The sequence below is a fragment of the Sphingomonas sp. dw_22 genome (assembly GCF_018449795.1).
GTDB lineage: Bacteria > Pseudomonadota > Alphaproteobacteria > Sphingomonadales > Sphingomonadaceae > Sphingomonas.
In genome coordinates this window covers 48,940-71,759 of the sequence record NZ_JAAVVE010000009.1, presented here as the reverse complement: position 1 = coordinate 71,759, position 22,820 = coordinate 48,940, and the positions used below count along the sequence as shown (strand labels likewise).

Genomic DNA, 22,820 nt, shown 5'->3' with positions numbered 1-22,820 from the left:
CCTCCCGGTACGTCAGCCACGCGGCAGCGAGATGGTGGCGGTGAGACCGCCGCCTTCGCGGTTGGCCAGTGAAATGCTGCCCCCGGCATCGTGGACGATGGCGCGGGCGAGGGCCAGGCCCAGCCCGGCTCCGCCGGTCTCGCGATTGCGCGATTCCTCCAGCCGGATGAAGGGATCGAACACCGCGTCGATCTTGTCCGCCGGAATGCCCGGCCCGCGATCGCAGACCCGCACCTCCACCGATCCTTCCAGCGGCACGAGCAGCACTTCGGCCCCGCCGCCATATTTCACCGCATTCTCGATCAGGTTGCGCACCGCGCGGCGCATCAGCGTGGGCCGCAGGTGCATGAGGAGGCGCGGCGCTTCCTCGAACGTCACCTGATGATCCAGGTCGCGGAAATCCTCCACCACTGCGTCGACCAGCGCCGACAGGTCGACATCGGTCATCTTCTCGCTCGGCCGGCCGAGCCGCGCCAGCGAGAGGATATCGTCCAGCGTGCGGCTCATCTCGTCGATCGTGTCGGCCATGCGGGCGCGATCGTCCTCGTCTTCCACCGATTCGATGCGGACCCGGAGCGCCTGGAGCGGGGTGCGCAGATCATGGCCGATCGCGCCGAGCATCCGGTCCTTCTCGTCGAGCATCGCGTTCACGCGGCGGCTGAGCGCGTTGTACGCGCCGATCACCGATCGGACTTCGCCGGTTCCCTGCTCGGGCAGCGGCGGGGTGCCGTCGCCGGGCTTGAAGCTGCGTACGGCCTCGCCCAGCGTGCGCAGCGGCCGGGCGATGCGGCGGCCGGCGAGCAGCACGGGCACGAGCACCACCAGATAGAGGATCAGCGTCTGGGCGATCAATTGGGAGACCAGCCCGACTTCGGTGCGCGGCCAGGGGGAGCCGACCGCGAGCCAACCCTTGCCCGGCAATTCGACCGCGACGGCCAGCTCCGAGCGGGCGCGGCGGAGGCGATCGGCGCGGCGCTGGCCGATCTCCCGCGCCACGCGATCGTCCAGCCTGAAGGGGCGCACGACCGCGATGAGCTGGCCGACATGGATGCCGCTCTCCTCCAGCCCCTTGCGGATGGTGGCTTCGAGATCGGTCCGGCGGTTCGGCGCCGGATCGAGCGGATTGGCGCCGTGAAGCTGCACCCGCGTCCGCGGATCGGAGATATAGCCGCCGCGGGGGATCTGGATCGTGCCCGGGAGCGCCGACCTGGCGATCAGCAGGCGATCGGAAGCATCCGAAAGCCGCGTGACCGTAGGCACGATCACCTGGGCGAAGCGCGCGGCCTGGCGCTCGCGCAGCAACAGGCCGAAATTGATCGCCTGCGCCACGAACAGCGCGACCGCGACGAGCAGCGCGATCTGCCCGGCGAGGCTCTTGGGAAGGAAGCGTGCGAGCCTCTTCATGCGGCCGCCGCCGTTCGGCGCGTCACAGGCGAGTCACTTCCGCCGCGAGCGTATAGCCGCCGCCCCATACCGTCTTGATGAGCGACGGGTTCCGGGGGTCGGGCTCGATCTTCTTGCGCAACCGGCTCACCTGGTTGTCGATCGCGCGATCGAAGGCGGCTGCTTCGCGGCCCTGGGTCAGATCGAGCAACTGATCGCGGGTAAGCACCTGGCGCGGGCGCGTGACCAGGGTGTGGAGAAGGTTGTATTCGCCGGTGGAGAGCGGGACCGACACGCCCTCGCGATCGACCAGCGCGCGCTCGCCGGTCTTGAGCACCCAGCCGGCAAAGGCGAAGCTGCCGGTCTCCGGCGCATGCTGCTTCGATCCGCCGGCCGACCAGCGGCGCAGCACCACCTTGATGCGGGCGGAAAGCTCGCGGGGGGAGAAGGGCTTCACGACATAATCGTCGGCGCCCATTTCGAGGCCGACGATGCGATCGGTCTCCTCGCTGCGCGCGGTGAGCAGGATCACCGGGGTATCGCTGGTCTCGCGGATATGGCGGCAGAGGCTGAGGCCGTCCTCGCCGGGCATCATGATGTCGAGCACGACGAGATCGATCGCATAGGCGGCCATGCGGGCGCGCGCGCCCTCGGCATCGCCGGCCTGCGTCACGCGGAAGCCTTGCTTGGTCAGATATTGGGCGAGCGGCTCGCGGATCGAGCGTTCGTCGTCGACCAGGAGGAGGTGCGGAATCTCGGACATGGGGATCAGCGTACCAATTCGGACGCAAGAAGGAAGTGCCGGGCGGGCGAGGAGGCGGGAGCCCGCCCGGCAAGTTCCGGCCGACCTTTAATTGCCGTCAGGGGTCGAAGGCTGGTCGGCCGGCGGGGTCTTGGGAGGCATGTGATGGCCGCCGCGCGGGCCGTCGCCGCGCATCGACATCATCCGCTGCATCACGGCGTCGCGCTCGGCCTTGTCGAGCTTGCCGTCGTGATTGGCGTCGATCCGGTCGAAGCGCTGGAGGGACTGGGCGCGCATCTCTTCGAGCGTGATCGCGCCGTCGCCATTGCCGTCGGTGCGGCCCATCATGCGGCCGCCCATCCGGGGGCGCTCGTCGGCGGAGAGCTTGCCGTCCTTGTTGGCGTCGAGCTTGGCGAAGCGGGCATCGACATCGGCGAGGAACTCGTCGCGGGTGACGACGCCGTCATTATTGGCATCGGCGCGGGCGAGCGGATCGCGATGCGGCTGGTCCTGGCCGGCAAAGGCGCTGCCGGCGAGCAAGGTGGACGCCAGGGCGGCGGCGGCGAGCAGTTTCTTCATTACGCGGATACTCCGGGAAGGGGCAGGCGAGGGAAGGGGAAGCACCCTCGCCTTGATCCCGGTTCTGAGGGGTGGCTGTCTCAGCCGTTTGTCATGGAGCCGCGAATGTGTCGCAATTTGTCGCAGGGCGCGGTTTCAGGCGAAGATCGCCACGCCCTGCATGGCCTCGGCGATAGGATCTCCGCGCGCGTTCCACACGGTCATGCGCTGGCTGGAATAGCCGTGATGGACGGTGTCCGCCGTCGAGGCGAGCAGCCACCAGCCGTCCTCGGTCGCGGGCTCGGGCGCGATGAAATTGATCTGCCAGTTGAGCGAGCTGAGCGGGGCGCGGCGATCCTCGATCAGCTTGAACGCCGCCGGGGGCAGCGCATCGCCGATCGCCATCAGCTCTACCATGGGGTGGAGGCCGTCACGGGCACGGAGTCTCGCCCAGCGCAGCCATTCGGCGGGGCCGTGCGCGGCTTTGGGATCGTGGAAGTTGAAGTTGCTGGTGAAGAAGCCGTCGTCGGGGCCGGTATAGATTTCGGCATCCGGCGCGGGCGGCGGAAGGGGCGCGCGGGGAGCGATATCGTGCGCGATCGCCGAGGCCAGCGGGGCCATGAAGACGAAGGTGGCACGCAGGCCCAGCCCGGCCTCGGAAGTGACATCGGCCTGGAGGAAGGCGGCGTTGCGGCCGCGGCGGAGCTTCGTGGCGGTGACGGTCGCCTGGCCGGCGAGCGGGCCGATGAACGCGACCTGCGCGGAGCGGAGCGGTGGCAGGTCCGGCTCCAGGTCGAGCGCGGCCTGGAGCGCCAGCGCGGCGGAGAGGCCGCCATAGGCGGTGCGGCCCTGCATCCAGTCGCCGGGGATCGCGCAGGTGAAGCCGGTTTCGGTGCGGGCCGCGTTCGCCAGGATGTCCGCGATCGGAGTCACCGGGCGAGATACCGGTCGCGCAGCTCGCGCTTCAGCACCTTGCCGATCGCGCTGCGGGGCAGCTCGTCGATCCTTTCGAGCGCGGAAAGCCGCTGGGTCTTGCCGACGCTGCCGTTGAACCAGGCGAGGATCGCGGCGGGATCGCCCGCGCCGACATAGAAGCCGACCGGCGTCTCGCCCCATTCCGCAGACGGCACGCCGATCACGCTGCAATCGGCGACGTCGGGGTGCTGGACCAGCACGGTCTCCAGGTCCGAGGGATAGATGTTGAACCCGCCCGAGATGATGAGATCCTTCTTGCGGTCCATCAGGATCAGGAAGCCGTCCGCGTCGAAGCGGCCGATATCGCCGTGGCGGATGAAGCGGTTGCCCTGGGCGTCATGCCAGGTGGCGGCGCCGGTGGCCTCTTCGCGGCCGTGATAGCCGGTCATCATCGCAGGCGAGCGGCCGACGACCTCGCCCATCTCGCCAGGGGCGACTTCGCGGCCCTCGTCATCGATCAGGCGGATGTCATGGCCCTCCAGCGGCTGGCCGACGGTGTGGAGCTTGTCCGGATGGAGGTTGCAGACCAGCGCGCAGGTGCCGCCGCCCTCGGTCATGCCGTAATATTCGACCAGCAGCCCCGGCCAGCGCGCCAGCACATCGGCCTTGAGCGCGGCGGAGAAGGGCGCGCTGGTGCAGGTCTTGAGGCGGAAGCTCGACAGGTCGTGCGCGTCGAAATCGGGGAGCGCCATGATCCGCTGATACTGGACGGGGACCAGCATCGTATGGGTGGCGCGATGCTTCTCGGCCAGCCGGACGAACGCGCCCGCGTCGAACTTCGCCATCAATACCGCCGTTCCGCCCCAGCCGAGCGTGGGCAGGAAGCTGACGAGCGTGGTGTTCGAATAGAGCGGCGTGGCGATCATCGTCACGGCATCGCCGAAGCCGGCGGGGGCGCGGCCGATATGGATCCAGCGCATCGCATGAGGCTGGACGATGCCCTTGGGCGTGCCGGTGGTGCCGGAGGAATAGATGATGTTGAAGGCGTCGTCCGGCGTGCGGGCGACGGGCGTGGGAACGGCATCCTCGGGGGCGAGCCATGCGTCGAGCCGTTCGATCGGGACTTGCCGCGCGGCGACATCTAGCCCGGCATGGGCGGCATCGTGGAACAGGATCGGCGCGCGGCAATCGGCGACCATCGCGGCGAGCTGCCCGGGCGTCGCCGAAGGGGCGAGCGGGGCGGCGACGCAGCCGGCGCGGAGAATGCCCAGGAAGACCAGGGCATATTCGATCGAAGTCGGCGCGAGGATCGCTGTCGCGGCGCCTGCGGGAACGCCGTCGCGCTGGAGCGCCGCCGCGACCCGGTCCATGCCGCGATCGAGCTCGGTATAGCTGAGGGTCCGGTCGCCGAAGACGATCGCGGTCTTGTCGCCCCGCTCGCGGGCATGTGCGGCGATGAGATCGGAGAGCGTCGCGAAGTCGCTGGCCAGCAGGGTTGCGGCGTTTGGCATTGTTTCCCCCATGAAGCGAAGAGCTAGGCGAGCATCGTGATGAATGCCATACGCAAAATTCGAAAATATTCAGATTGGCGCCGGAACGGAGCGAGCGCGCGCGGCCACCTTCGCCTGGGGCCCGTCATGCCGCTGCATCTTCCTTCCTCATTCGACTGATTCCGGGTAATTAAATCCATCGCCATGGGGCTTCGCGGGTGGGGCGGCCATGACCGTTCCGGTTGACACGGTTGACACCACTATGTCGAAAACTTCTGGTGGTCCGATTGAAGGGCGGCAGGGAGTTGGTCCTGGCGATCGGCGAGACCGCCATCCGGGCGAGCGCCGGGATAGGGGAGCGATGCGCGGCGGGGTGGGGAAACTCCGGCTTTCGGCTTTCGCCGGGATGACGGATCATGCTTGCCGGCTTCAACTGCGTCGCCTTCGACCATGAGAGGGAATTGACGAAGGATTGCAAACCAAATCCTACATTTCCAGCGGTTTCGGCCATTCGATCCGCGGCCGGCCCCAGGATGCCGGCTTGACGCTTGCTTTTCCGTACCGCAAGTTCGAAGCAGGCGCCGGTCAGGCGTGGGAGAGGTGAAGTGGCCACAGCATCCGAGATCGAGGCGCCGACGAGCGCGCTGGAGGATTTTCGCGCGCATGTCCGCGCATGGCTGGCGGAGAATTTCCCGCCTTCGCTGAAGGGCAAGGACAATGCGATGTCGGCGGTCGAGGGGCCGCATGTCAATTCGCCCGAGGAGGATGCCTGGCAGCAGGCGATGGGCGAGAAGGGCTGGGGCGTGCCGACCTGGCCCAAGGAATATGGCGGCGGCGGGCTGAGCCGCGCCGAGGCGCGCGTGCTCCAGGAGGAAATGGCGCGGATCGGCGCCTGGAACCCGATCGGCGGCATGGGCGTGATGATGTTCGGCCCGACGCTGCTCGAATATGGCACCGAGGAGCAGAAGCGCGAGCATATTCCGGCGATCGCCCGGGGGACGGTGCGCTGGTGCCAGGGCTATTCGGAGCCGGGCGCGGGATCGGATCTCGCGAGCTTGCAGACCTTCGCCGAGGGCGCCTTTGATGAGGAATGGGGCGACCATTATATCGTCAACGGGCAGAAGACCTGGACCAGCGGCGGGCAATGGGCGGACAAATGCTTCATGCTGGTCCGCACCGACAAGACGAAGAAGCATGAGGGCATCACCTTCCTGCTCTGCGACATGGATACGCCGGGGGTGGAGGTGAAGCCGATCCGGCTGATCTCGGGTTCTTCGCCCTTTTGCGAGACCTTCTTTACCGATGTGAAGGTGTCCAAGGCCAACCGGGTCGGCGAGGAAGGGCAGGGCTGGACGATCGGCAAGCGGCTGCTCCAGCATGAGCGCAACAGCCTGTCCGGCGGCGGATCGGCGGCGGGGCGGATGTTCGCCGGCGCGCCGCTGGGGCAGATCGCCGCGAAATATGTCGGCGTGGACGAGCAGGGGCGGATCGCCGATGCCGATCTGCGGGCGCGGATCGTGCGGCACGAGATGGATCTGCGCGCCTTTATGCTGACGCTGCGGCGCGCGGCGCTGGAGGCGAAATCCAACCAGGGGCCGTCCGCGGCGACCTCGATCATGAAGAATGTCGGCGCGCGGATCATGCAGGAGCGATCCGAGCTTCTGATCGAGATCCGCGGGCTGGCCGGGCTCGGCTGGGAAGGCGAGGGCTTTTCCGACGACGAACTGCGCGACGTGCGGACCTGGCTCTTCGGCAAGGCGGTGTCGATCTATGGCGGATCGAGCGAGATCCAGAACAATGTGATCGCCAAGCGCATCCTGGGGATGCTGGATCACCAGTGATGTTTGCCCCTCTCCCCTCTGGGGAGTTTGGGGTCGGTCGTGCCCCCGGCACGACTTGAATTTCACGGGGTGAAATTCACCCCAAACTGGTTGGGAGAGGGTGCTGTTGAGAGGGCGTCGCACTGCCCCTCTCCCCGGCCCTCTCCCCGGAGGGGAGAGGGAGTTTTATGGCTGTATTGAGCGAAGAACAGACGATGCTGCGCGATATGGCGCGGGAATGGGCGGATAATGAGTCGCCCGTCAGCGCCTTTCGCAAGGTGCGCGATGCGGCGCCGGCTGCGTTCTACGACGCGGAGGCGTGGCGCGCGCAGGGTGCGATGGGCTGGGCCGGCATAGTGGTGCCCGAGGCGCAGGGCGGGGCGGGGATGGGCTATCTTTCGCTCGGGCTGGTGCTGGAACAGCTCGGCCGCACGCTGACCGCGACGCCGCTGGCCGCGACCGCCGCCGCGACGAGCGCGATCCTGCTGGGCGGATCGGAGAAGCAGCAGGCCGAATGGCTGCCGCGCATCGCCGCGGGCGAAGTGGTGGCGACGCTGGCGGTCGACGAAGGGCCGCGCTTTGCGCCGGATCGGATCGGGACCGTGGTCGCTGGCGGCAGGATCAGCGGGACGAAGGAATTCGTGGCGGAGGGCGACAGCGCGCAGCTCTTCGTCGTCGCGGCGAAGGATGGGTTGTATCTCGTTGCGGGCGAGGAGGGCGTGGGCCGCTCGCCGCGCCGGCTGGTCGATTTCCGCAGCCATGCGCAGGTCCGCTTCGACGGGGCGCCGGCCGAGAGACTGGAGGGCGGCGCCGACCTGCTGACCCAGGTGACCGATCGCGCGGCGGCGGCGAATTGCGCCGAGATGCTGGGCATGGCCGAAGCCGCCTTTGCCCAGACCAACGACTATCTGAAGACGCGCGTGCAGTTCGGGCAGGTGCTCGCCTCGTTCCAGGCGCTCCAGCACCGCATGGCGAAGATGTTCACCGAGCTGGAGCTGATGCGATCGGCGGTGGAGGGTGCGTTCGAGGCGATCGATGCCGGGCGGCCGGATGTGAGCCAGGCGGTGAGCCTCGCCAAGGCGGTGGCGGGCGAGACGCTGCATCTCGTCAGCCGCGAGATGATCCAGCTCCATGGCGGCATCGGCATGACCGACGAGCATGATGCCGGCTTCTACCTCAAGCGTGCGCGCGTGCTCGAGGCGATGTGGGGCAATGCGTCCTGGCACCGCGACCGCTTCGCGCGGCTGAACGGCTATTGAGCGGGCGGCGCGCTCCCTTCTGGAACCGTCATCCCGGCTTTTGCGGGAACGATGGGAGTGGGTGAGGGGCGCTCCGGATGCGCGCGCGGGTTTGCTGCGCAGCGACGCCGCTATGGCATTTGCGCAACACCTGCAGGCCAGTCCCGTTTTGCAACTTTTGTTCTGCTTGACGTCTAAGAGCGAACCGGCTGTATTCGAGGATAGGGTATGGAGCCGCCAAGTGCTCTGGCCCATAGGAGATGAGATGATGATGCGGCTACGCCTTATGTCGGCCTGTGCGGTGCCGGCGATGATGATCGCGCTTGCGGCGCCCGCCTATGCCCAGGACAGCCAGGCGGAAGCCCCGTCGGACACGCAGGCGGGGAACGACCAGGACGTGCGCGATCCCAACGAGATCGTCGTGACGGCGCAGGGGCGCGCCCAGGTGCTCGCCGATGTGCCGCTCGCGGTGTCGGCGGTCAGCGCCGAGACGCTGGAGCGCACCGGCGCGACCGATATCCGCGCGCTGAACCAGGTGGCGCCCTCGCTGCTCGTCTCCTCGACCGGCAGCGAGGCCAATGCCTCGGCCCGCATCCGCGGCGTGGGCACGGTGGGAGACAATCCGGGGCTGGAAAGCTCGGTCGCGACCTTCATCGACGGGGTCTATCGCTCGCGCACGGGGCTCGGCCTCAACGATCTGGGCGAGATCGAGCGCGTCGAGGTGCTGCGCGGGCCGCAGGGGACGCTGGGCGGGCGCAACGCTTCGGCTGGCATGCTCAATATCGTCACCAAGGGCCCGCAGTTCGAGTTCGGCGGCATGGCCGAGGCGACCTATGGCAATTACGATTATCTGCGCTTCCAGGGCGCGATCACCGGGCCGGTGAGCGAGCAGCTCGCGCTGCGGCTGGACGGGCTCTATGCCAAGCGCGACGGCTATAACAAGGACGTCAACACCGGCTATGACGTCAACAATCGCGACCGCTACCTGATCCGCGGACAGGCGCTGTACCAGCCGAGCGTCGACCTCTCGATCCGGCTGATCGCCGATTACAGCTATCGCAAGGAGGATTGCTGCGCGGCGATCTATGCCACCGCCGACGTGGCGCCGGCCAATGCCGGGCTGATCACGCCGACCAGCTCGGTGGCGACCGTGTTGACGGGCATCACCGGCACGACCTTCGCGCAATATTTCCCGGCGGCGAACGACGCCTATTCGCGGCGCATCGCGATCTCGCCCAATCGCAGCTATGCCGGCACGACCAAGGACTACGGTTTCTCGGGCGAGATCGACTGGAGCCTGGGCAATGTCCAGGTGACGTCGATCAGCGCCTATCGCAACTACAGCTCATATCAGGCGGCGGACGCCGATTACGGGCTGGCCGACATCCTCTATTTCGGGCCGGGCAGCGGCCGCGAGTTCAAGACCTTCTCGCAGGAGCTGCGCTTCCAGGGCAAGGCGTTCGGCGATCGGCTCGACTGGCTGGTCGGCGGCTATTACGCGCATGAGGATCTGGTCACCAAGTCCGAGCTCAAGTTCGGCGACGATTATGGGCGTTTCGCGAGCTGCCGCATCGTCTATGGCTCGTTCAATCCCTTTTATGCGCCCGGGCAGGCGGGCTGTTTGAGCCCGACCGGTGCCGATTTCCTGCGCAGCCCGACGGGGCCGCTGGGCGCGGCGGGCGCGGCGATGGTGGGCGGGCTCCAGCGGCTCGACACGGTGCGCGACGTCGGCGACGACACCGCGAACTTCAACCAGACCAGCGAGAATTTCGCCTTTTTCACGCACAATATCGTGCATCTGACCAAGACCGTCGATCTGACGCTGGGCCTGCGCTACACCAACGAGACCAAGACGCTCGACGCGAATTTCCATAACAGCAACGGGGTCTGTCCGGAGCAGCAGGCGGCTTTGCTGCCCTTCATGGCCGTGCCGGCGCTGCAGCCGCTGGCCGGGGGCATCATCACGCTGACGTGCCAGGGCGGGTCGTCCTCGGCGCTCGATGCGCTGACGCTGGGCGACAAGCGCAAGGAGGATCGGTTCACCGGCACCGCGATCCTCTCATGGAAGCCGATCGACGATTTGCTCGTCTATGGCAGCTTTTCGCGGGGCTATAAGGCCGGCGGCTTCAATCTGGACCGTTCGGCGTTCAAGAACCCGAACCCGGCCCAACCGCTGCCGATCTTCCCGGTGAGCACGGCCAATGCGGCCTATTATGCCGATGTGCTCCAGTTCGACGAGGAGACCGTCGATGCCTATGAGATCGGGCTGAAATACAGCACGCGCAGCTTCAACCTGAACCTCGCGGCGTTCCGGCAGGAATTCAGCAACTTCCAGCTCAACACGTTCAACGGCACGGTCTATCTGGTGCAGAATATCAACGGCTGCGCCGACGACCTGAACGGCGGCGATCGCGACCTGAGCCCGACGACGGGCGCCTGCACCGGCAAGACCAAGCCGGGCGTGGTCTCCAAGGGCGTCGAGATCGAGATCGGGGTGAACCCCGTGCGCGAAGTCCACGCCAATTTCGGCATGACCTATGCCGATACGCGCTATGCCGACAATCTGGTGGGATCGAAGACCGGCGTGCCGCTCGATCCGGCGCTGCGGCTGCTGCCGGGCGACAACATGTCGAACGCGCCGGAGTTCGTGGTGACCAGCTCCTTCGCCTGGACGCCCTCGATCGGGCGCAACCTGCGCGGCCTCGCCTATATCGATGCGCGGCTTTCGGACGACTACAACACCGGCTCCGACCTGTTTCCGCAGAAGGAGCAGGACAGCTTCGTGGTGGTCAACGGCCGCATCGGCATCAGCAGCGAGGATCAGCTCTGGTCGCTGGAGGTGTGGGGGCAGAATTTGACCAAGGCCAATTACATGCAGGTCGGCTTCAGCTCGCCGTTCCAGGCGGTAAGCACGACGCCGACGCCGGGCTATCCGGGCGGATCGCAGGTCTTCTCCTCCTATCTGTCCGAACCGCGGACTTACGGCGTGACGCTCCGCTCACGCTTCTGAATCACCTGGGGAGGTGTGGAACGGGCTCGCGGGAAACCGCGGGCCCGTTTTTCTTTGCGGGAGGCAGTCACCGCGCAATCCGGAGCATTTCTGGAAGAGTAATTCGTTAACCTGGGTCAATTAACTTTCTGTAGTGCGAGCAGGAGATGGAAGATGTTCCAGGCTGTTGTCGAATTACTTCCGCATGGTGAAAGCGCTCCGGTGGCATCCTGGTCGGAGCGGCGGGCGAGCGAGCGTCTTCCTGCCGATATTACGGCCAATGTTCGGGCACGGGGAAGCGGGCTGCGCGTGAAGGCCGAAGTCGTCGACCTTTCGGTGGAAGGATGCAGGTTCCTGTCCTGGGACTATCAGGTCGGCGACGACGTGCTGATCGCGCTGGCGCATCTTGCCCCGATCTGCGGGCGCGTGCGCTGGATCAAGGACGGATCGGTCGGGGTGGAGTTCGGATCGAAGCTCCATCCTTCGGTGGTCAAGCACCTCTCCTCGCTTTGAGGGGCGCGGCTCAGGCGCCCAGCACGCTATCGTCGAACAGGCCGAACGTCAGCGTCGAGGCATAGAAGGCGACCGCCCTTTCGCGCGGCATGGTGCTGGCCCATTTGCGCATGTCGAACGCGGCGTTCTGGAGCGCCATCAGCGCCTGGCTGGCGACCAGCGGGTCGATCGGGCGGATCGAGCCCTGGGCGATGCCGTCCGAGAGCATGCCGGCATAGCGGCGGGCAATGCGGTTCGAGCGGTCGATCATCGTCGAGCGCTCGCGCGGCGGCAGGCCGGACAGCGCCGTGGTGCGCAGCAGGGGGCCGCGTTCGGAGAACTGGACGTCGAGCAGGGTCGCGATCGTGCTCGCCAACCGGTCCCAATGGCTGCCGCCATGATCCTCGGCCAGGCGCTGGGCATCGGCGATGATGTCGAAGCTGCGCTTGTAGCAGGCGATCACCAGCTCGTCCTTGGCGTCGAGATGGTGATAGAAGCTGCCCTTGGTGACGTTCAGCTCGCTGGCGATCTTCTGGACCGAGGCGCCGCGATAGCCGAGCTCGTTGATGAGGCGGGTGGCGGCGAGCAGGAAGGCCTCGCGGCCGGGCTCCGGCTCGTCATGCTCCAGGTCGAGCAGCTCGGGCCGCCAGACCCGGCCCGGGGCGGCGATGCCGTGGCGGAAGACCTCCATCAGCCGCTGCTCGACGCGCGGATATTCGTCCACCTCGTAGCGGGTCAACCAAGCGGTGAGCCAGAAGGTGTTCTCCAGCACGACATGCGCGCGCGCGCCGCGCAGATCGGTCTCGGCGCGGGTGCCGTCGGTGCCCCAGATGCTGCGCGTCTTGCGGAAGATGTTGCGCCAGCCGGTGAGCAGCCGGCCCTTCATCGGCTCTTCCATCGCGCGCAGATCGGAAAGGATCGCGAACGCCTTTTCCTCGCCGCGCTCGATGCGGGCCATGCGCTCCATGTTGATGTTGAGGAAGCGCGCCACCCGCGCCTCGGGCGTTGGCTCCTCCAGCGCCTGATCGAGCATCTCGTCGAGCTTTTCGAGCGTCTGCTCGAAGGCGGCGGCGGCGAGATCCTCCTTGCGCTTGAAATAATAGGTGACGCTGGTGGTGTTGAGCCCCACGCGGCGCGCCACATCGGCGAAGGTCATGCCCTTCGCGCTCTGCTCGTTGATCGCATCGGCCGCGGCGGCCAGGATGGCGTCGCGCTTGGCCTGGAAGCGCTTGGTGCCTTTCTCCGGCCCGGCGACTTCCGGCTCCTGGGCGATTGTGTCTGACGCATTCATGTCATGCAACTTACTCAATTCACTCCGAAGCTAAAACGCTTTTTTGGGAGTCGGGGATGGCGCTCCGGGATCGGCGATACTGCGGTGCAGCATGCGTCCAATCCCCTTTACCGAATATGCGGTACGCTCTAGACCGGTCGCGAAATCAATCGGAGGGATGCCATGGACTTCACGCTGACAGAGCGCGAGACCTATTTCCGCGATCGCGTGAAGACGTTCATCGACAAGCAGGTCCGGCCCCGCGATCCCGACTATCATGCCGAGGCACATAAAGGCGATCGATGGAAGGTAAACCGGGTTCTGGAGGAAGTGAAGGTCCAGGCCAGGGCCGAGGGGCTGTGGAATTTCTTCATGCCGCCGCATTCGGGGCAGGCCCATGTCGACGACAGCTTCGCGTTCGAGGGCACGCAGCTTTCCAACCTGGAATATGCGCTGTGCGCCGAGGAGATGGGGCGCGTCGGCTGGGCTTCCGAGGTGTTCAACTGCTCGGCGCCCGATACCGGCAACATGGAAGTGCTGCATCGCTACGGCACCCGGGCGCAGAAGGACCGCTGGCTGAAGCCCTTGATGGAGGGCGAGATCCGGTCCGCCTTCCTGATGACCGAGCCGGCGGTGGCCTCGTCCGACGCGACCAATATCGAGACGCGGATCGAGCGGGACGGCGATAGCTATGTCGTCAACGGCCGCAAATGGTGGTCTTCGGGCACCGGCGACCCGCGTTGCGCGGTCTCGATCCTGATGGGCAAGACCAATCCGGACGCGGCCCGGCATGCCCAGCAGAGCATGATCCTGGTGCCGCTGGACGCGCCCGGCGTGAAGATCGAACGGATGCTTTCGGTTTACGGGTATGACCACGCGCCGCACGGGCATGGCGAGGTGGTGCTCGAAAATGTGCGGGTGCCGGCGGAGAATCTGCTGCTGGGCGAAGGGCGCGGCTTCGAGATCGCGCAGGGGCGGCTGGGGCCGGGGCGCATCCATCACTGCATGCGCACCATCGGCGTGGCGGAGGAAGCGATCGCGGCGATGGCGAAGCGGCTCGTCAGCCGGGTGGCGTTCGGCAAGCGTATTTCGGATCACTCGATCTGGGAGCAGCGCATCGCGCGGGCGCGGATCGACATCGAGATGACGCGGCTGCTGTGCCTCAAGGCTGCCGACATGATGGACAAGGCCGGCAACAAGGCGGCGCAGCTCGAGATCGCGATGATCAAGGTGCAGGCGCCAAGCATGGCGCTGCAGATCATCGACGACGCGGTGCAGGCGCATGGCGGCGCGGGCGTCTCGGGCGATTTCGGGCTGGCGCATGACTGGGCGGCGGTGCGCACGCTGCGGCTGGCGGACGGCCCGGACGAAGTCCACAACCGGGCGATCGCGCGCAGCGAGTTCGGGAAATATGGGGAGTTCAAGGCGGATCGGGTTTCGTCGGGCGAGATCGGGGTGAGCCGGTGAGCCAGTCCGGCACGGGGAGGGGGACCGTTCGCCGAAGGCGAATGGGGGAGGGGACTCCCCTCATCGGAATCCCTTGCGGTGCTCCCCCTCCACCATGCTGCGCATGGTCCCCCTCCCCGTGCCGGGGAGGATCTTGGGAATGAAAGCAGCCGTTCTTTTCGAGGCGAAATCGCCGCTGGAGATCGCCGAGGTCGTCGTCTCCAGGCCCGGGCCGCGCGAGGTGTTGATCCGGACCGCAGCGGCGGGGGTTTGCCGATCGGACCTGCATTTCGTCGATGGCGCGTTTCCGCATCCTGTGCCGACCGTGCCGGGACACGAGGCCGCCGGGGTGATCGAGGCGGTCGGCAGCGACGTCGCGCATCTGAAGCCGGGCGATCAGGTCATCACCTTCTTCACGGTGTTCTGCGGCAGTTGCGAGATGTGCGTGACCGGGCGGCCCTCGCTGTGCATCGATCCCTCGACGCGGCGGCCGGGCGATGCCGAGCCCCGGCTGCGCCTTGCGGACGGGCGGGGGCTGGCGCCGTTCCTCAATCTCTCGGCCTTTGCCGAGATGATGCTGGTGCATGAGAATGCCTGTGTCGCGATCGACAAGGCGATGCCGCTCGATCGGGCGGCGCTGCTCGGCTGCGCGGTCATCACCGGCGCGGGGGCGGTGTTCAACGACAGCCGGGTGCGGCCGGGCGAGAGCGTCGCGGTGATCGGCGCGGGCGGGATCGGGCTGGCGGCGATCAATGCGGCGAAGATCGCCGGGGCGGGCGCGATCCTGGCGATCGATCCGATGCCGGAGAAGCGCGAACTGGCGCTGAAGCTGGGGGCGACGCAGGCGCTCGATCCCGGTGCCGAGACGATCGTCAAGGACGTGCTCAAGCTGACCGATGGCGGCGTGCATTATGCGATCGAGGCGGTGGGGCGGCCGAACACCGCCGAGCTGGCGTGGAACATCCTGCGGCGCGGCGGCACCGCCACGATCCTGGGGATGATCGCGCCGGGGAACAGCGTGAGCCTGCCCGGGCCGACCTTCCTGACCGGCAGGAAGATCCAGGGATCGCTGCTCGGCTCCACGCGCTTCCCGATCGATATGCCGCGGCTGGTGCGCATGTATCTCGACGGGCTGCTCGATCTCGATACGATGGTGGCCGAGCGGATCCGGCTGGGGGATGTCAACGATGCGCTGGAGAAGCTCCGTCAGGGGCATAGCGTGCGTTCGGTGATCGAATTCGCATGAGCGACCTGGACGAAGCGAAGCTGGGCGCGTGGCTGACGGCGCATGTCGCCGGGTTCGAGGGGCCGTTCGCGGTGGACAAATTCCCTGGCGGCCAGAGCAATCCCACCTATCGGATCGACGCAGCGAGCGGCGCCTATGTGCTGCGGCGCAAGCCGTTCGGGCCGATCCTGCCCTCGGCGCATGCGGTAGAGCGCGAATACCAGCTTATCGCGGCGCTGCATCCCACCGGCTTTCCGGTGGCGCGGCCCTATGGGCTTTGCGAGGATGCCGGGGTGCTCGGCGCGCCCTTCTACATCATGGAGATGGTCGAGGGGCGGACGCTGTGGGACGGATCGCTGCCGGCGATGACCGCGGCGCAGCGGACCGCGCATTACGAGGCGATCATCGATACGCTCGCAGCGCTGCATTCGATCGATTACGCGGCCGTGGGGCTGGGCGATTACGGCAAGCCCGGCAATTATTTCGAGCGGCAGGTGGCGCGCTGGTCGAAGCAATATCGGATGAGTCAGACCGACGACCTGCCCGAGATGGAGCGGCTGATCGAATGGCTGCCGCGCACCGTGCCCGAGCAGACGCGCACCAGTATCGTCCATGGCGATTTTCGCATCGACAACATGATCTTCGCGTCCTCCGAGCCGCGCATCCTGGCGGTGCTCGACTGGGAGCTGTCGACGCTCGGCGATCCGCTGGCCGACTTCTCCTATTTCCTGATGAGCTGGGTGACGCAGCCCGAGGGGCGATCGGGAGTGAAGGGGCTGACCGGGCAGCACACCGGCATTCCGACGATCGAGGACGTGGTGGTGCGCTATTGCGCGGCGACGAAGCGGGACGGGGTGCCCGATCTCAACTGGTATTTCGCCTACAACCTGTTCCGGCTGGCGGGGATCGTCCAGGGGATCAAGAAGCGGATGATCGATGGCAACGCATCGAGCGCGCAGGCGGCGGCGACGGTGGCGCGGATGCCGGGGCTGGTGGAATCGGCATGGCATTTCGCGCAGGAGGCAGGGGCGTGACGGGTCTGTTCGACCTGACCGGCAAGGTCGCCATCGTCACCGGATCGACGCGCGGGATCGGGCGTGCCGCCGCCGAGGCGCTGGCGGCGCAGGGCGCGAAGGTCGCGATCTCCAGCCGCAAGCAGGATGCCTGTGACGCAGTGGCGGGCGAGATCGACGCGCGGCACGGCGCGGGCACGGCGATCGCGGTGGCGGCGAGCATCTCCGACAAGGCGGCGCTCCGGCATCTGGTGGAGGAGACGCGACGCGCATTCGGACGGATCGACGTGCTGGTCTGCAACGCGGCGTCCAATCCCTATTACGGGCCGCTGGAGGACATCGCCGACGCGCAGTTCCGCAAGATCCTCGACAATAATATCCTCTCCAACCACTGGCTGATCCAGATGGTGGCGCCCGAGATGCGGGCGCGGCGCGAAGGTTCGATCGTCATCGTCTCGTCGATCGGCGGGCTGCGCGGATCGCCGGTGATCGGGGCGTACAACGTCTCCAAGGCGGCGGACTTCCAGCTCGCGCGCAACTATGCGGTGGAGTTCGGGCCGGACAATGTGCGGGTGAACTGCATCGCGCCGGGGCTCGTCAGGACCGATTTCGCCCGCGCCTTGTGGGAGGATCCCGATCGGATCAAGGCGAGCAATGCGATGACGCCCTTGCGCTGGATCGGCGAGCCGGAGGAGATTGCCGGCGCGGTCGTCTATCTGGCGAGCGGGGCGAGCGCGTTCATGACGGGGCAGGCGATGGTGATCGACGGGGGAGTGACGATCTGATGCGGTTTTTGGGAAAGGTCGCGATCGTCACCGGCGCGGGTTCGGGGATCGGCCGGGCGACGGCACGGGCATTCGCGGCGGAGGGCGCGATGGTGGTCGCGGCCGATCTGAGCGAGGCGGTGCGCGAGACGGTGGAGGATCTCGACAATGCCGTGGCGGTGCGAATGGACGCCGGCGACGAGAGCGAGGTCGAGCAACTGGTCGCGCTGGCGTGCGAGCGGTTCGGCGGGCTCGACATTTTCCATGCCAATGCGGGCATTTCGGGCGGGGCCGACGGCATCTTCGATTCCTCGGTGGAGCTTTGGACCGAAGTGCTGCGGGTGAACCTGATCGGGCCGTTCCTGGCGATCAAGCACGGCGCGCCGCGGATCGTGGAGCGCGGCGGCGGGGCGATCCTCTGCACGGCGAGCGTCGCGGGGCTGCGCTCGGGCGCGGGCGGGCCGGCCTATTCGGCGAGCAAGGCCGGCGTCATCAACCTGGTGCAGACCGCCGCGCAGCAGCTCTCGACCTCGAACGTGCGGGTCAACGCGATCTGCCCGGGGCTGATCGAGACCGGCATGACGCAGCGCGCGTTCGACTATGCGCGCGAGAAGGGGAAGGAGGACAAGCTGGGGCAGCTCAATCCGCTGCGGCGCGCGGGCGTGCCGGACGAGATCGCGCGGGTGGCGTTGTTCCTGGCCTCCGACGAGGCGAGCTATGTCAACGGGCAGGCATGGGTGGTGGATGGCGGGCTCTCGACCAGCCATCCGGTGACGCGGCAGGAGTTCGGCAAGACGGCCTTCTAGAGCGACTCGAGTCTCAGGTAATTTCCGAGTTCGTCCAAAGAACTGAGGTAGTTGAAAGCTGGTCTTGAACATGTCATCGAGCTGAGGCAGCTTGGACGGCATGAAGACACGCCTCGTTTTTTCTTGCGGCCGCATGTTGCTCCTTCGCTACCGCCGCCTGGGCGCAGGATCATGTGACCCAGCCGTCACCACCGGCCGTCGCGCAGATTCCGCCCGCGCCCACGCCGCCGGTCAGCCGGCTGTTCGAATATGTGCCGGGCAACATGGATTGCGCGGGCGTTACCGTGACAGCGCGGCAGGCGGAGCGCATCTTTCCAACGATCGGCTTTGCCGATGCGGGCGCGACTGCCGCGCCGATCAGCTTCACCTTCCGCATCGACGCGGAAGGCCGGCCGCTGGATATCGAGCGCGAGGTCGGGAAGTTCGCGCCGGGGACTTATGCCTATGTTCAGGGCGACGATGTTGCGCCTGCCTTCGCCACCTGGCGCTTTGCGCCTGGCGATCCGCGGGCGAAGTGCCGCATCACCTTCGAAGCACTGGGGAAGCCAGCGACCGAGGCACCGCTCTCGCTGCTTCGGCGATACATCGTGGCGCCGCACAACCGGTCGCCCCAGGAACGACAGCTCTTCAGGCGGATCCAGCCCGCCGATTCGGACTGTTTCGGCGCGAATAGCCCGGAGGTTCGCCTGCGCGCCTTTCCCGCATTCGAGGAAATCCCGCAGGCGCGGGGCACCTGGTCCTATGCGATGGCGGGCTTTGACATCGATGCGAGCGGCAAGCCGGTCAACGTGCGTATCGTGGATTCGGACGGAAACACGGCGCTCGATCGGGCGACCATCGATGCGGTCCAGCGCTCACGCTTCGCGCCGGCGGCGAAGCATGGCTGCACCTATCCCTATTATCGGCGGTCCAAGGAGCCGCTGGAGGCGCCTAAGGCGCCGGATGCAGCGGCATTCGCCCCTGCCGATGCGAAATGCCCCGCGGATCAGACGGCCTGGACGAGCATGCCGCCGCTCCGCTTTCCGCAGGGCTTTCAGCAGCGGTCCATCGAGGGCTGGGCTGTTATCGGCTATGACGTCGCGCCGTGGGGGGCGACCGGCAACGTCCGCGTGCTGGCGGCGGAGCCGGCCGCGATGTTCGGCGAGGAGGCGCGTTCGATCGTCAGCATGGCGCGGCAGGCGCCTTCGCAGGCCGGGCGCAGCGGATGCGTGGATATCGTCCGCTTCGTGATGCCGGACAAGGATCATCCCGAACCAACCGACGGCTTCTAGTCCTTCACCCGCACCAGCCCCTCCTGCGCGGCGCTGGCCACCAGCCGGCCGTCGCGCGTGTAGATGCGGCCGCGGTTGAAACCGCGCGCGTGGCCGGCCCAGGGGCTGTCGGTGGTGTAGAGCAGCCATTCGTCGAAGCGGAAGGGCTCGTGCAGCCACACGGCATGGTCGAGGCTCGCGGTCTGGGTGCCGGTCATCCAGCTTACGCCGTGCGGCAGCATGCAGGTGCCGAGCAGGGTCATGTCGGTGGCATAGGTGAGCATCGCGCGGTGGAGCGCCGGATCGTCGGGCAGGGGCGCGACGACCCGGAACCAGCTATGCTGGACGGGCTCGGCCGGCTCGGGGCGGAACCAGTTGCGCGGATTGACCGGGCGGACCTCGATCGGGCGGGCGCGCAGGAAGAAGCGGCGGAGCTTTTCCGGCACCTGCGCCTCGATCTCCTCGCGCAGATCGCGTTCGGAGCGCAGATCCTCCGGTGCAGGGACGTCGGGCATCGGCGCCTGGTGGTGCAGCCCCTCGGCGGGCAATTGGAACGAAGCCGCCATGTTGAGGATCGGCTGGCCCTTCTGCATCGCGATCACGCGCCGCGTGGCGAAGCTGCGCCCCTCGAAATCACGGACCACGCGATAGATGATGGGATGGTCCTCGTCGCCCGGCCGCATGAAATAGGCGTGGAGCGAATGAGCCGCCTTGCCGTCCTCCACCGAGCGCTGCGCGGCCTGGAGCGCCTGGGCGATCACCTGGCCGCCGAACACGCGGCCGACGCCGCCGGGATTGCGGGGGCCGCGATAGAGATCGGTGTCGAGCTCTTCCACGTCGAGCAGGGCGATGAGCTGGGCGACCAGGGCTTCGGCGGTGAGGGCGCGTTCGGAGGGGGTTTCAGACATGGGCATACTCCCGATCGTCATCCCGGCGAAGGCCGGGATCCAGGGCCACAAGCCGTGTTGCCCGCGACTCCTGGACCCCGGCCTTCGCCGGGGTGACGGGAAGGCGGGAAGGGCTGCTGCTTCCCATCAATAGCCCGCCGCCCGCGCCAGCGCGTCCGCATGAAAATTCGCGTCGCCGAACAGCTCGGCGAGGCCGCGGGCGCGCTTCATGAAGAAGCCGATGTCATATTCGTCGGTCATGCCGATGCCGCCGTGCATCTGGATGCCCTCCTGCACCGCGAGGGTGGTGGCGAGGCCGGTCATCGCCTTGGCGACCGACACCGCTTCCGTCGCGTCCTGGCCGGCGTCGAGCGACTGCTGGGCCTTGAGCACGGCGGCGCGGGCGACCTCCATTTCGGAATAGAGATGCGCGGCGCGGTGCTGGAGCGCCTGGAAGCTGCCGATCGCGACGCCGAACTGCTTGCGTTCGCGGAGATAGGAGACGGTCATGTCCATCGCGCCGCCGCCGACGCCGAGCAGTTCGGCCGAGGCACCGGCGCGGCCCGCGGCGAGCAGGCGGGCGAGGGGGGCGTCGCCGCGATCGACCTCGCCGATCACGGCATCGGCATCGACTTCGACGCCCTCGAATTGAAGGCGCGCGGCGATGCTGGCATCGGCGAGGCGCTCGGGCGTGGCAGTGAGGCCCTTTGCGTCGCGCGGGACGGCGAACAGGGTGGTGCCGGTTTCGGTTCGGGCGGCGACCAACAGCAGGTCGGCGACATGGCCGTGCGCCACGAACTGCTTGGCGCCGGTCAGGCGGAAGCCGTTGCCGGATCGTTCGGCCTGCATCGCGATCCGGCCGTCATGCTTGGGGCCTTCGTCGATGGCGAGCGCGGCGACGGTCTCGCCGGCAAGGATGCCAGGGAACCAGCGTGCGGCATGGGCGGTGCCCTTCAGCGCCTCGACCGCGGCGACGGCGGTAGCGAGGAAGGGGGAGGGCGAGAGGTTGCGGCCGATCTCCTCCAACACCACGCCCGCCTCGACATGGCCGAGGCCGAGGCCGCCGTCCCTCTCGGGGATCAGGATGCCGGTGAAGCCCATTTCGGCGAACTGCTTCCAGAGCGTGCGGGAGAAGCCGGCGGCGTCGTTCGCGTCGCGCAGGGAGCGCATGTGGCTGACGGGGGCGTGCTCGGCGACGAAGTCCTTCGCGGTGTCGCGGAGCATCGTCTGTTCGTCGGTGAGGTAAAGGGGCATTTCGTCTTTCCTTGTTCCCTCTACCTATCGGGGGAGAGGGCTGGGAGAGGGGCCTGTCGAGAGTGGGCTGCACTTGCCCCTCTCCCAACCTCTCCCCGGAGGGGAGAGGGCTTAAGAAGGGAGGTCGAGTATCCGCTTGGCGATGATGTTGAGCTGGATCTCGCTGGTGCCGCCTTCGATCGAATTGGCCTTGGTGCGGAGCCACGCGCGCGGGGCCGCGCCGCCCTGGGAACGCTCGCTTTCCCATTCGAGAGCATCGGAGCCGCCCGCGGCCATCAGCAGCTCGTGCCGGGCCTTGTTCAGCTCGGTGCCGTAGTACTTCATCATGCTCGGCTGGGCGGGGTGGGCGCGACCGGCCTTGAGTTTGTCGATGAAGCGCTCGGACATCGCCGCGAACGCCTTGGCGCGGACCTCGAACAGCGCGATCTGGCCGCGCAGGATTGGGTCGACGCCCTTGCGCGCCGCCTCGGCCAGCGGATCGGTGCCGCTGCTGCCCAGTCCCATGCCGGAGATCATCTCGCGCTCATGGCCGAGCAGATATTTGGCGACGTCCCAGCCCTTGTTCAGTTCGCCGAGCAGGTTCGCCTTGGGCACCTTCACATTGTCGAAGAATGTCTCGCAGAAGGGGGAATAGCCCGAGATCAGCAGGATCGGTTTCGTGCTCACGCCGGGCGAGGCCATGTCGAACAGGAGGAAGCTGATGCCGCCCTGCTTGGTGGCCCTGTCGGTGCGGACAAGGCAGAAGATCCAGTCGGCCTGGTCGGCGTAAGAGGTCCAGACCTTCTGGCCGTTGACGATGAAATGGTCGCCGGCATCCTCGGCGCTGGTCTGCAGGCCGGCGAGGTCGGAGCCGGCATTGGGCTCGGAATAGCCCTGGCACCAGCGGATCTCGCCGCGGGCGATCTTCGGGAGGTGCTCGAGCTTCTGCGCCTCGGTGCCGTATTTGAGCAGCGCCGGCCCGAGCATCGAGATGCCGAAGCTGTTGAGCGGATTGCGGCATTGGAGCCGCGCCATTTCCTCGCGCAGGATCTTGGTCTCGGCCGGGCTGAGGCCGCCGCCGCCATATGTCTTCGGCCAATCGGGCACCGTCCAGCCGCGCGCGCCCATGCGGTCCATCCAGAGCTTCTGGTCGGGATGGGCATAGACCGGGTTGCGGCCGCCCCAGGTGGCGTCCTTCTCGCCGCGTGCTGGGGTGCGCATGGTGGGCGGGCAGTTCTCCTCCAGCCAGGCGCGGGTTTCGACGCGGAATTGGGTGAGGTCTTGGGTCATTTCCTATCC

Annotated in this window: 19 protein-coding genes; 10 read left to right on the top strand and 9 right to left on the bottom strand. The window is 67.2% G+C overall.

Going from position 1 to position 22,820, the window contains the following annotated elements; all coding sequences use genetic code 11:
* Positions 1-12: 12 nt before the first annotated feature.
* The 5 genes from HB724_RS06410 to HB724_RS06390 form a co-directional block, all read right to left on the bottom strand.
* On the bottom strand, positions 13-1,404 hold the full coding sequence (locus HB724_RS06410; protein WP_213980079.1) for an ATP-binding protein: 1,392 nt from the start codon (positions 1,402-1,404) through the stop codon (positions 13-15).
* A gap of 22 nt (positions 1,405-1,426) precedes the next feature.
* Positions 1,427-2,146 (bottom strand): response regulator, encoded by a 720-nt coding sequence (locus tag HB724_RS06405; protein WP_213980078.1) that lies wholly within the window; start codon positions 2,144-2,146, stop codon positions 1,427-1,429.
* A gap of 87 nt (positions 2,147-2,233) precedes the next feature.
* Entirely contained in the window at positions 2,234-2,704 is a 471-nt protein-coding gene (locus HB724_RS06400) for a ca2+ sensor protein (RefSeq protein WP_213980077.1), read from the bottom strand.
* Positions 2,705-2,839: 135 nt separating this feature from the next.
* A complete protein-coding gene (locus HB724_RS06395) occupies positions 2,840-3,616 on the bottom strand; it encodes an acyl-CoA thioesterase domain-containing protein (protein ID WP_213980076.1) in 777 nt (258 codons plus the stop codon).
* Positions 3,613-5,109, bottom strand: a complete 1,497-nt coding sequence (locus HB724_RS06390; RefSeq protein ID WP_213980075.1) for a class I adenylate-forming enzyme family protein — start codon at positions 5,107-5,109, stop codon at positions 3,613-3,615. The genes HB724_RS06395 and HB724_RS06390 overlap by 4 nt, the downstream gene beginning before the upstream one ends.
* A 584-nt stretch (positions 5,110-5,693) precedes the next feature.
* Between HB724_RS06390 and HB724_RS06385 the strand changes: the two genes are divergently transcribed.
* The 4 genes from HB724_RS06385 (at position 5,694) to HB724_RS06370 (ending at position 11,648) form a co-directional block, all read left to right on the top strand.
* Positions 5,694-6,929, top strand: a complete 1,236-nt coding sequence (locus tag HB724_RS06385; protein WP_213980074.1) for an acyl-CoA dehydrogenase family protein — start codon at positions 5,694-5,696, stop codon at positions 6,927-6,929.
* Between the two features lie 167 nt (positions 6,930-7,096).
* Positions 7,097-8,167: an acyl-CoA dehydrogenase family protein gene (locus HB724_RS06380; RefSeq protein ID WP_213980073.1), complete on the top strand. Its 1,071-nt coding sequence runs from the start codon at positions 7,097-7,099 to the stop codon at positions 8,165-8,167.
* A gap of 250 nt (positions 8,168-8,417) precedes the next feature.
* Positions 8,418-11,156: a TonB-dependent receptor gene (locus tag HB724_RS06375; RefSeq protein ID WP_213980072.1), complete on the top strand. Its 2,739-nt coding sequence runs from the start codon at positions 8,418-8,420 to the stop codon at positions 11,154-11,156.
* A gap of 153 nt (positions 11,157-11,309) precedes the next feature.
* Entirely contained in the window at positions 11,310-11,648 is a 339-nt protein-coding gene (locus HB724_RS06370) for a PilZ domain-containing protein (RefSeq protein WP_213980071.1), read from the top strand.
* 10 nt (positions 11,649-11,658) lie between these two features.
* On the opposite strand, the gene HB724_RS06365 is transcribed toward HB724_RS06370, so the two are convergent.
* Positions 11,659-12,918 carry a TetR/AcrR family transcriptional regulator gene (locus HB724_RS06365; RefSeq protein WP_213980070.1) on the bottom strand — a complete coding sequence of 420 codons (1,260 nt, stop codon included), beginning with the start codon at positions 12,916-12,918 and terminating at the stop codon, positions 11,659-11,661.
* A gap of 162 nt (positions 12,919-13,080) precedes the next feature.
* Between HB724_RS06365 and HB724_RS06360 the strand changes: the two genes are divergently transcribed.
* The 6 genes from HB724_RS06360 (at position 13,081) to HB724_RS20705 (ending at position 19,422) form a co-directional block, all read left to right on the top strand.
* Positions 13,081-14,364, top strand: a complete 1,284-nt coding sequence (locus tag HB724_RS06360; protein ID WP_213980069.1) for an acyl-CoA dehydrogenase family protein — start codon at positions 13,081-13,083, stop codon at positions 14,362-14,364.
* Positions 14,365-14,503: 139 nt separating this feature from the next.
* A complete protein-coding gene (locus tag HB724_RS06355) occupies positions 14,504-15,589 on the top strand; it encodes a Zn-dependent alcohol dehydrogenase (RefSeq protein ID WP_213980068.1) in 1,086 nt (361 codons plus the stop codon).
* On the top strand, positions 15,586-16,602 hold the full coding sequence (locus tag HB724_RS06350) for a phosphotransferase family protein (RefSeq protein WP_213980067.1): 1,017 nt from the start codon (positions 15,586-15,588) through the stop codon (positions 16,600-16,602). Before HB724_RS06355 ends, HB724_RS06350 begins: the two co-directional genes overlap by 4 nt.
* Entirely contained in the window at positions 16,599-17,366 is a 768-nt protein-coding gene (locus HB724_RS06345; protein WP_346344676.1) for an SDR family oxidoreductase, read from the top strand. The genes HB724_RS06350 and HB724_RS06345 overlap by 4 nt, the downstream gene beginning before the upstream one ends.
* The gene (locus tag HB724_RS06340; protein WP_213980065.1) at positions 17,366-18,151 is read left to right on the top strand and encodes an SDR family oxidoreductase; all 786 of its coding nucleotides are present in this window, start codon (positions 17,366-17,368) and stop codon (positions 18,149-18,151) included. Before HB724_RS06345 ends, HB724_RS06340 begins: the two co-directional genes overlap by 1 nt.
* A gap of 173 nt (positions 18,152-18,324) precedes the next feature.
* Positions 18,325-19,422 (top strand): TonB family protein, encoded by a 1,098-nt coding sequence (locus HB724_RS20705; RefSeq protein WP_213980064.1) that lies wholly within the window; start codon positions 18,325-18,327, stop codon positions 19,420-19,422.
* Here HB724_RS20705 and HB724_RS06330 read toward each other — a convergent pair.
* The 3 genes from HB724_RS06330 to HB724_RS06320 form a co-directional block, all read right to left on the bottom strand.
* Positions 19,419-20,309 carry an acyl-CoA thioesterase II gene (locus tag HB724_RS06330; protein ID WP_213980063.1) on the bottom strand — a complete coding sequence of 297 codons (891 nt, stop codon included), beginning with the start codon at positions 20,307-20,309 and terminating at the stop codon, positions 19,419-19,421. The two genes, HB724_RS20705 and HB724_RS06330, sit on opposite strands and share 4 nt — an antisense overlap.
* A gap of 126 nt (positions 20,310-20,435) precedes the next feature.
* Positions 20,436-21,542, bottom strand: a complete 1,107-nt coding sequence (locus tag HB724_RS06325) for an acyl-CoA dehydrogenase family protein (protein ID WP_213980062.1) — start codon at positions 21,540-21,542, stop codon at positions 20,436-20,438.
* Positions 21,543-21,653: 111 nt separating this feature from the next.
* Positions 21,654-22,811, bottom strand: a complete 1,158-nt coding sequence (locus HB724_RS06320) for an acyl-CoA dehydrogenase family protein (protein ID WP_213980061.1) — start codon at positions 22,809-22,811, stop codon at positions 21,654-21,656.
* Positions 22,812-22,820 lie beyond the last annotated feature (9 nt).

Excerpts from the sequence above, each read along its gene's own strand:
- HB724_RS06410 (WP_213980079.1), bottom strand. The coding sequence starts at position 1,404 with ATGAAGAGGCTCGCACGCTTCCTTCCCAAGAGCCTCGCCGGGCAGATC.
- HB724_RS06405 (WP_213980078.1), bottom strand. The coding sequence starts at position 2,146 with ATGTCCGAGATTCCGCACCTCCTCCTGGTCGACGACGAACGCTCGATC.
- HB724_RS06400 (WP_213980077.1), bottom strand. The coding sequence starts at position 2,704 with ATGAAGAAACTGCTCGCCGCCGCCGCCCTGGCGTCCACCTTGCTCGCC.
- HB724_RS06390 (WP_213980075.1), bottom strand. The coding sequence starts at position 5,109 with ATGCCAAACGCCGCAACCCTGCTGGCCAGCGACTTCGCGACGCTCTCC.
- HB724_RS06380 (WP_213980073.1), top strand. The coding sequence starts at position 7,097 with ATGGCTGTATTGAGCGAAGAACAGACGATGCTGCGCGATATGGCGCGG.
- HB724_RS06375 (WP_213980072.1), top strand. The coding sequence starts at position 8,418 with ATGCGGCTACGCCTTATGTCGGCCTGTGCGGTGCCGGCGATGATGATC.
- HB724_RS06370 (WP_213980071.1), top strand. The coding sequence starts at position 11,310 with ATGTTCCAGGCTGTTGTCGAATTACTTCCGCATGGTGAAAGCGCTCCG.
- HB724_RS06365 (WP_213980070.1), bottom strand. The coding sequence starts at position 12,918 with ATGAATGCGTCAGACACAATCGCCCAGGAGCCGGAAGTCGCCGGGCCG.
- HB724_RS06360 (WP_213980069.1), top strand. The coding sequence starts at position 13,081 with ATGGACTTCACGCTGACAGAGCGCGAGACCTATTTCCGCGATCGCGTG.
- HB724_RS06355 (WP_213980068.1), top strand. The coding sequence starts at position 14,504 with ATGAAAGCAGCCGTTCTTTTCGAGGCGAAATCGCCGCTGGAGATCGCC.
- HB724_RS06350 (WP_213980067.1), top strand. The coding sequence starts at position 15,586 with ATGAGCGACCTGGACGAAGCGAAGCTGGGCGCGTGGCTGACGGCGCAT.
- HB724_RS06340 (WP_213980065.1), top strand. The coding sequence starts at position 17,366 with ATGCGGTTTTTGGGAAAGGTCGCGATCGTCACCGGCGCGGGTTCGGGG.
- HB724_RS06330 (WP_213980063.1), bottom strand. The coding sequence starts at position 20,309 with ATGTCTGAAACCCCCTCCGAACGCGCCCTCACCGCCGAAGCCCTGGTC.
- HB724_RS06325 (WP_213980062.1), bottom strand. The coding sequence starts at position 21,542 with ATGCCCCTTTACCTCACCGACGAACAGACGATGCTCCGCGACACCGCG.
- HB724_RS06320 (WP_213980061.1), bottom strand. The coding sequence starts at position 22,811 with ATGACCCAAGACCTCACCCAATTCCGCGTCGAAACCCGCGCCTGGCTG.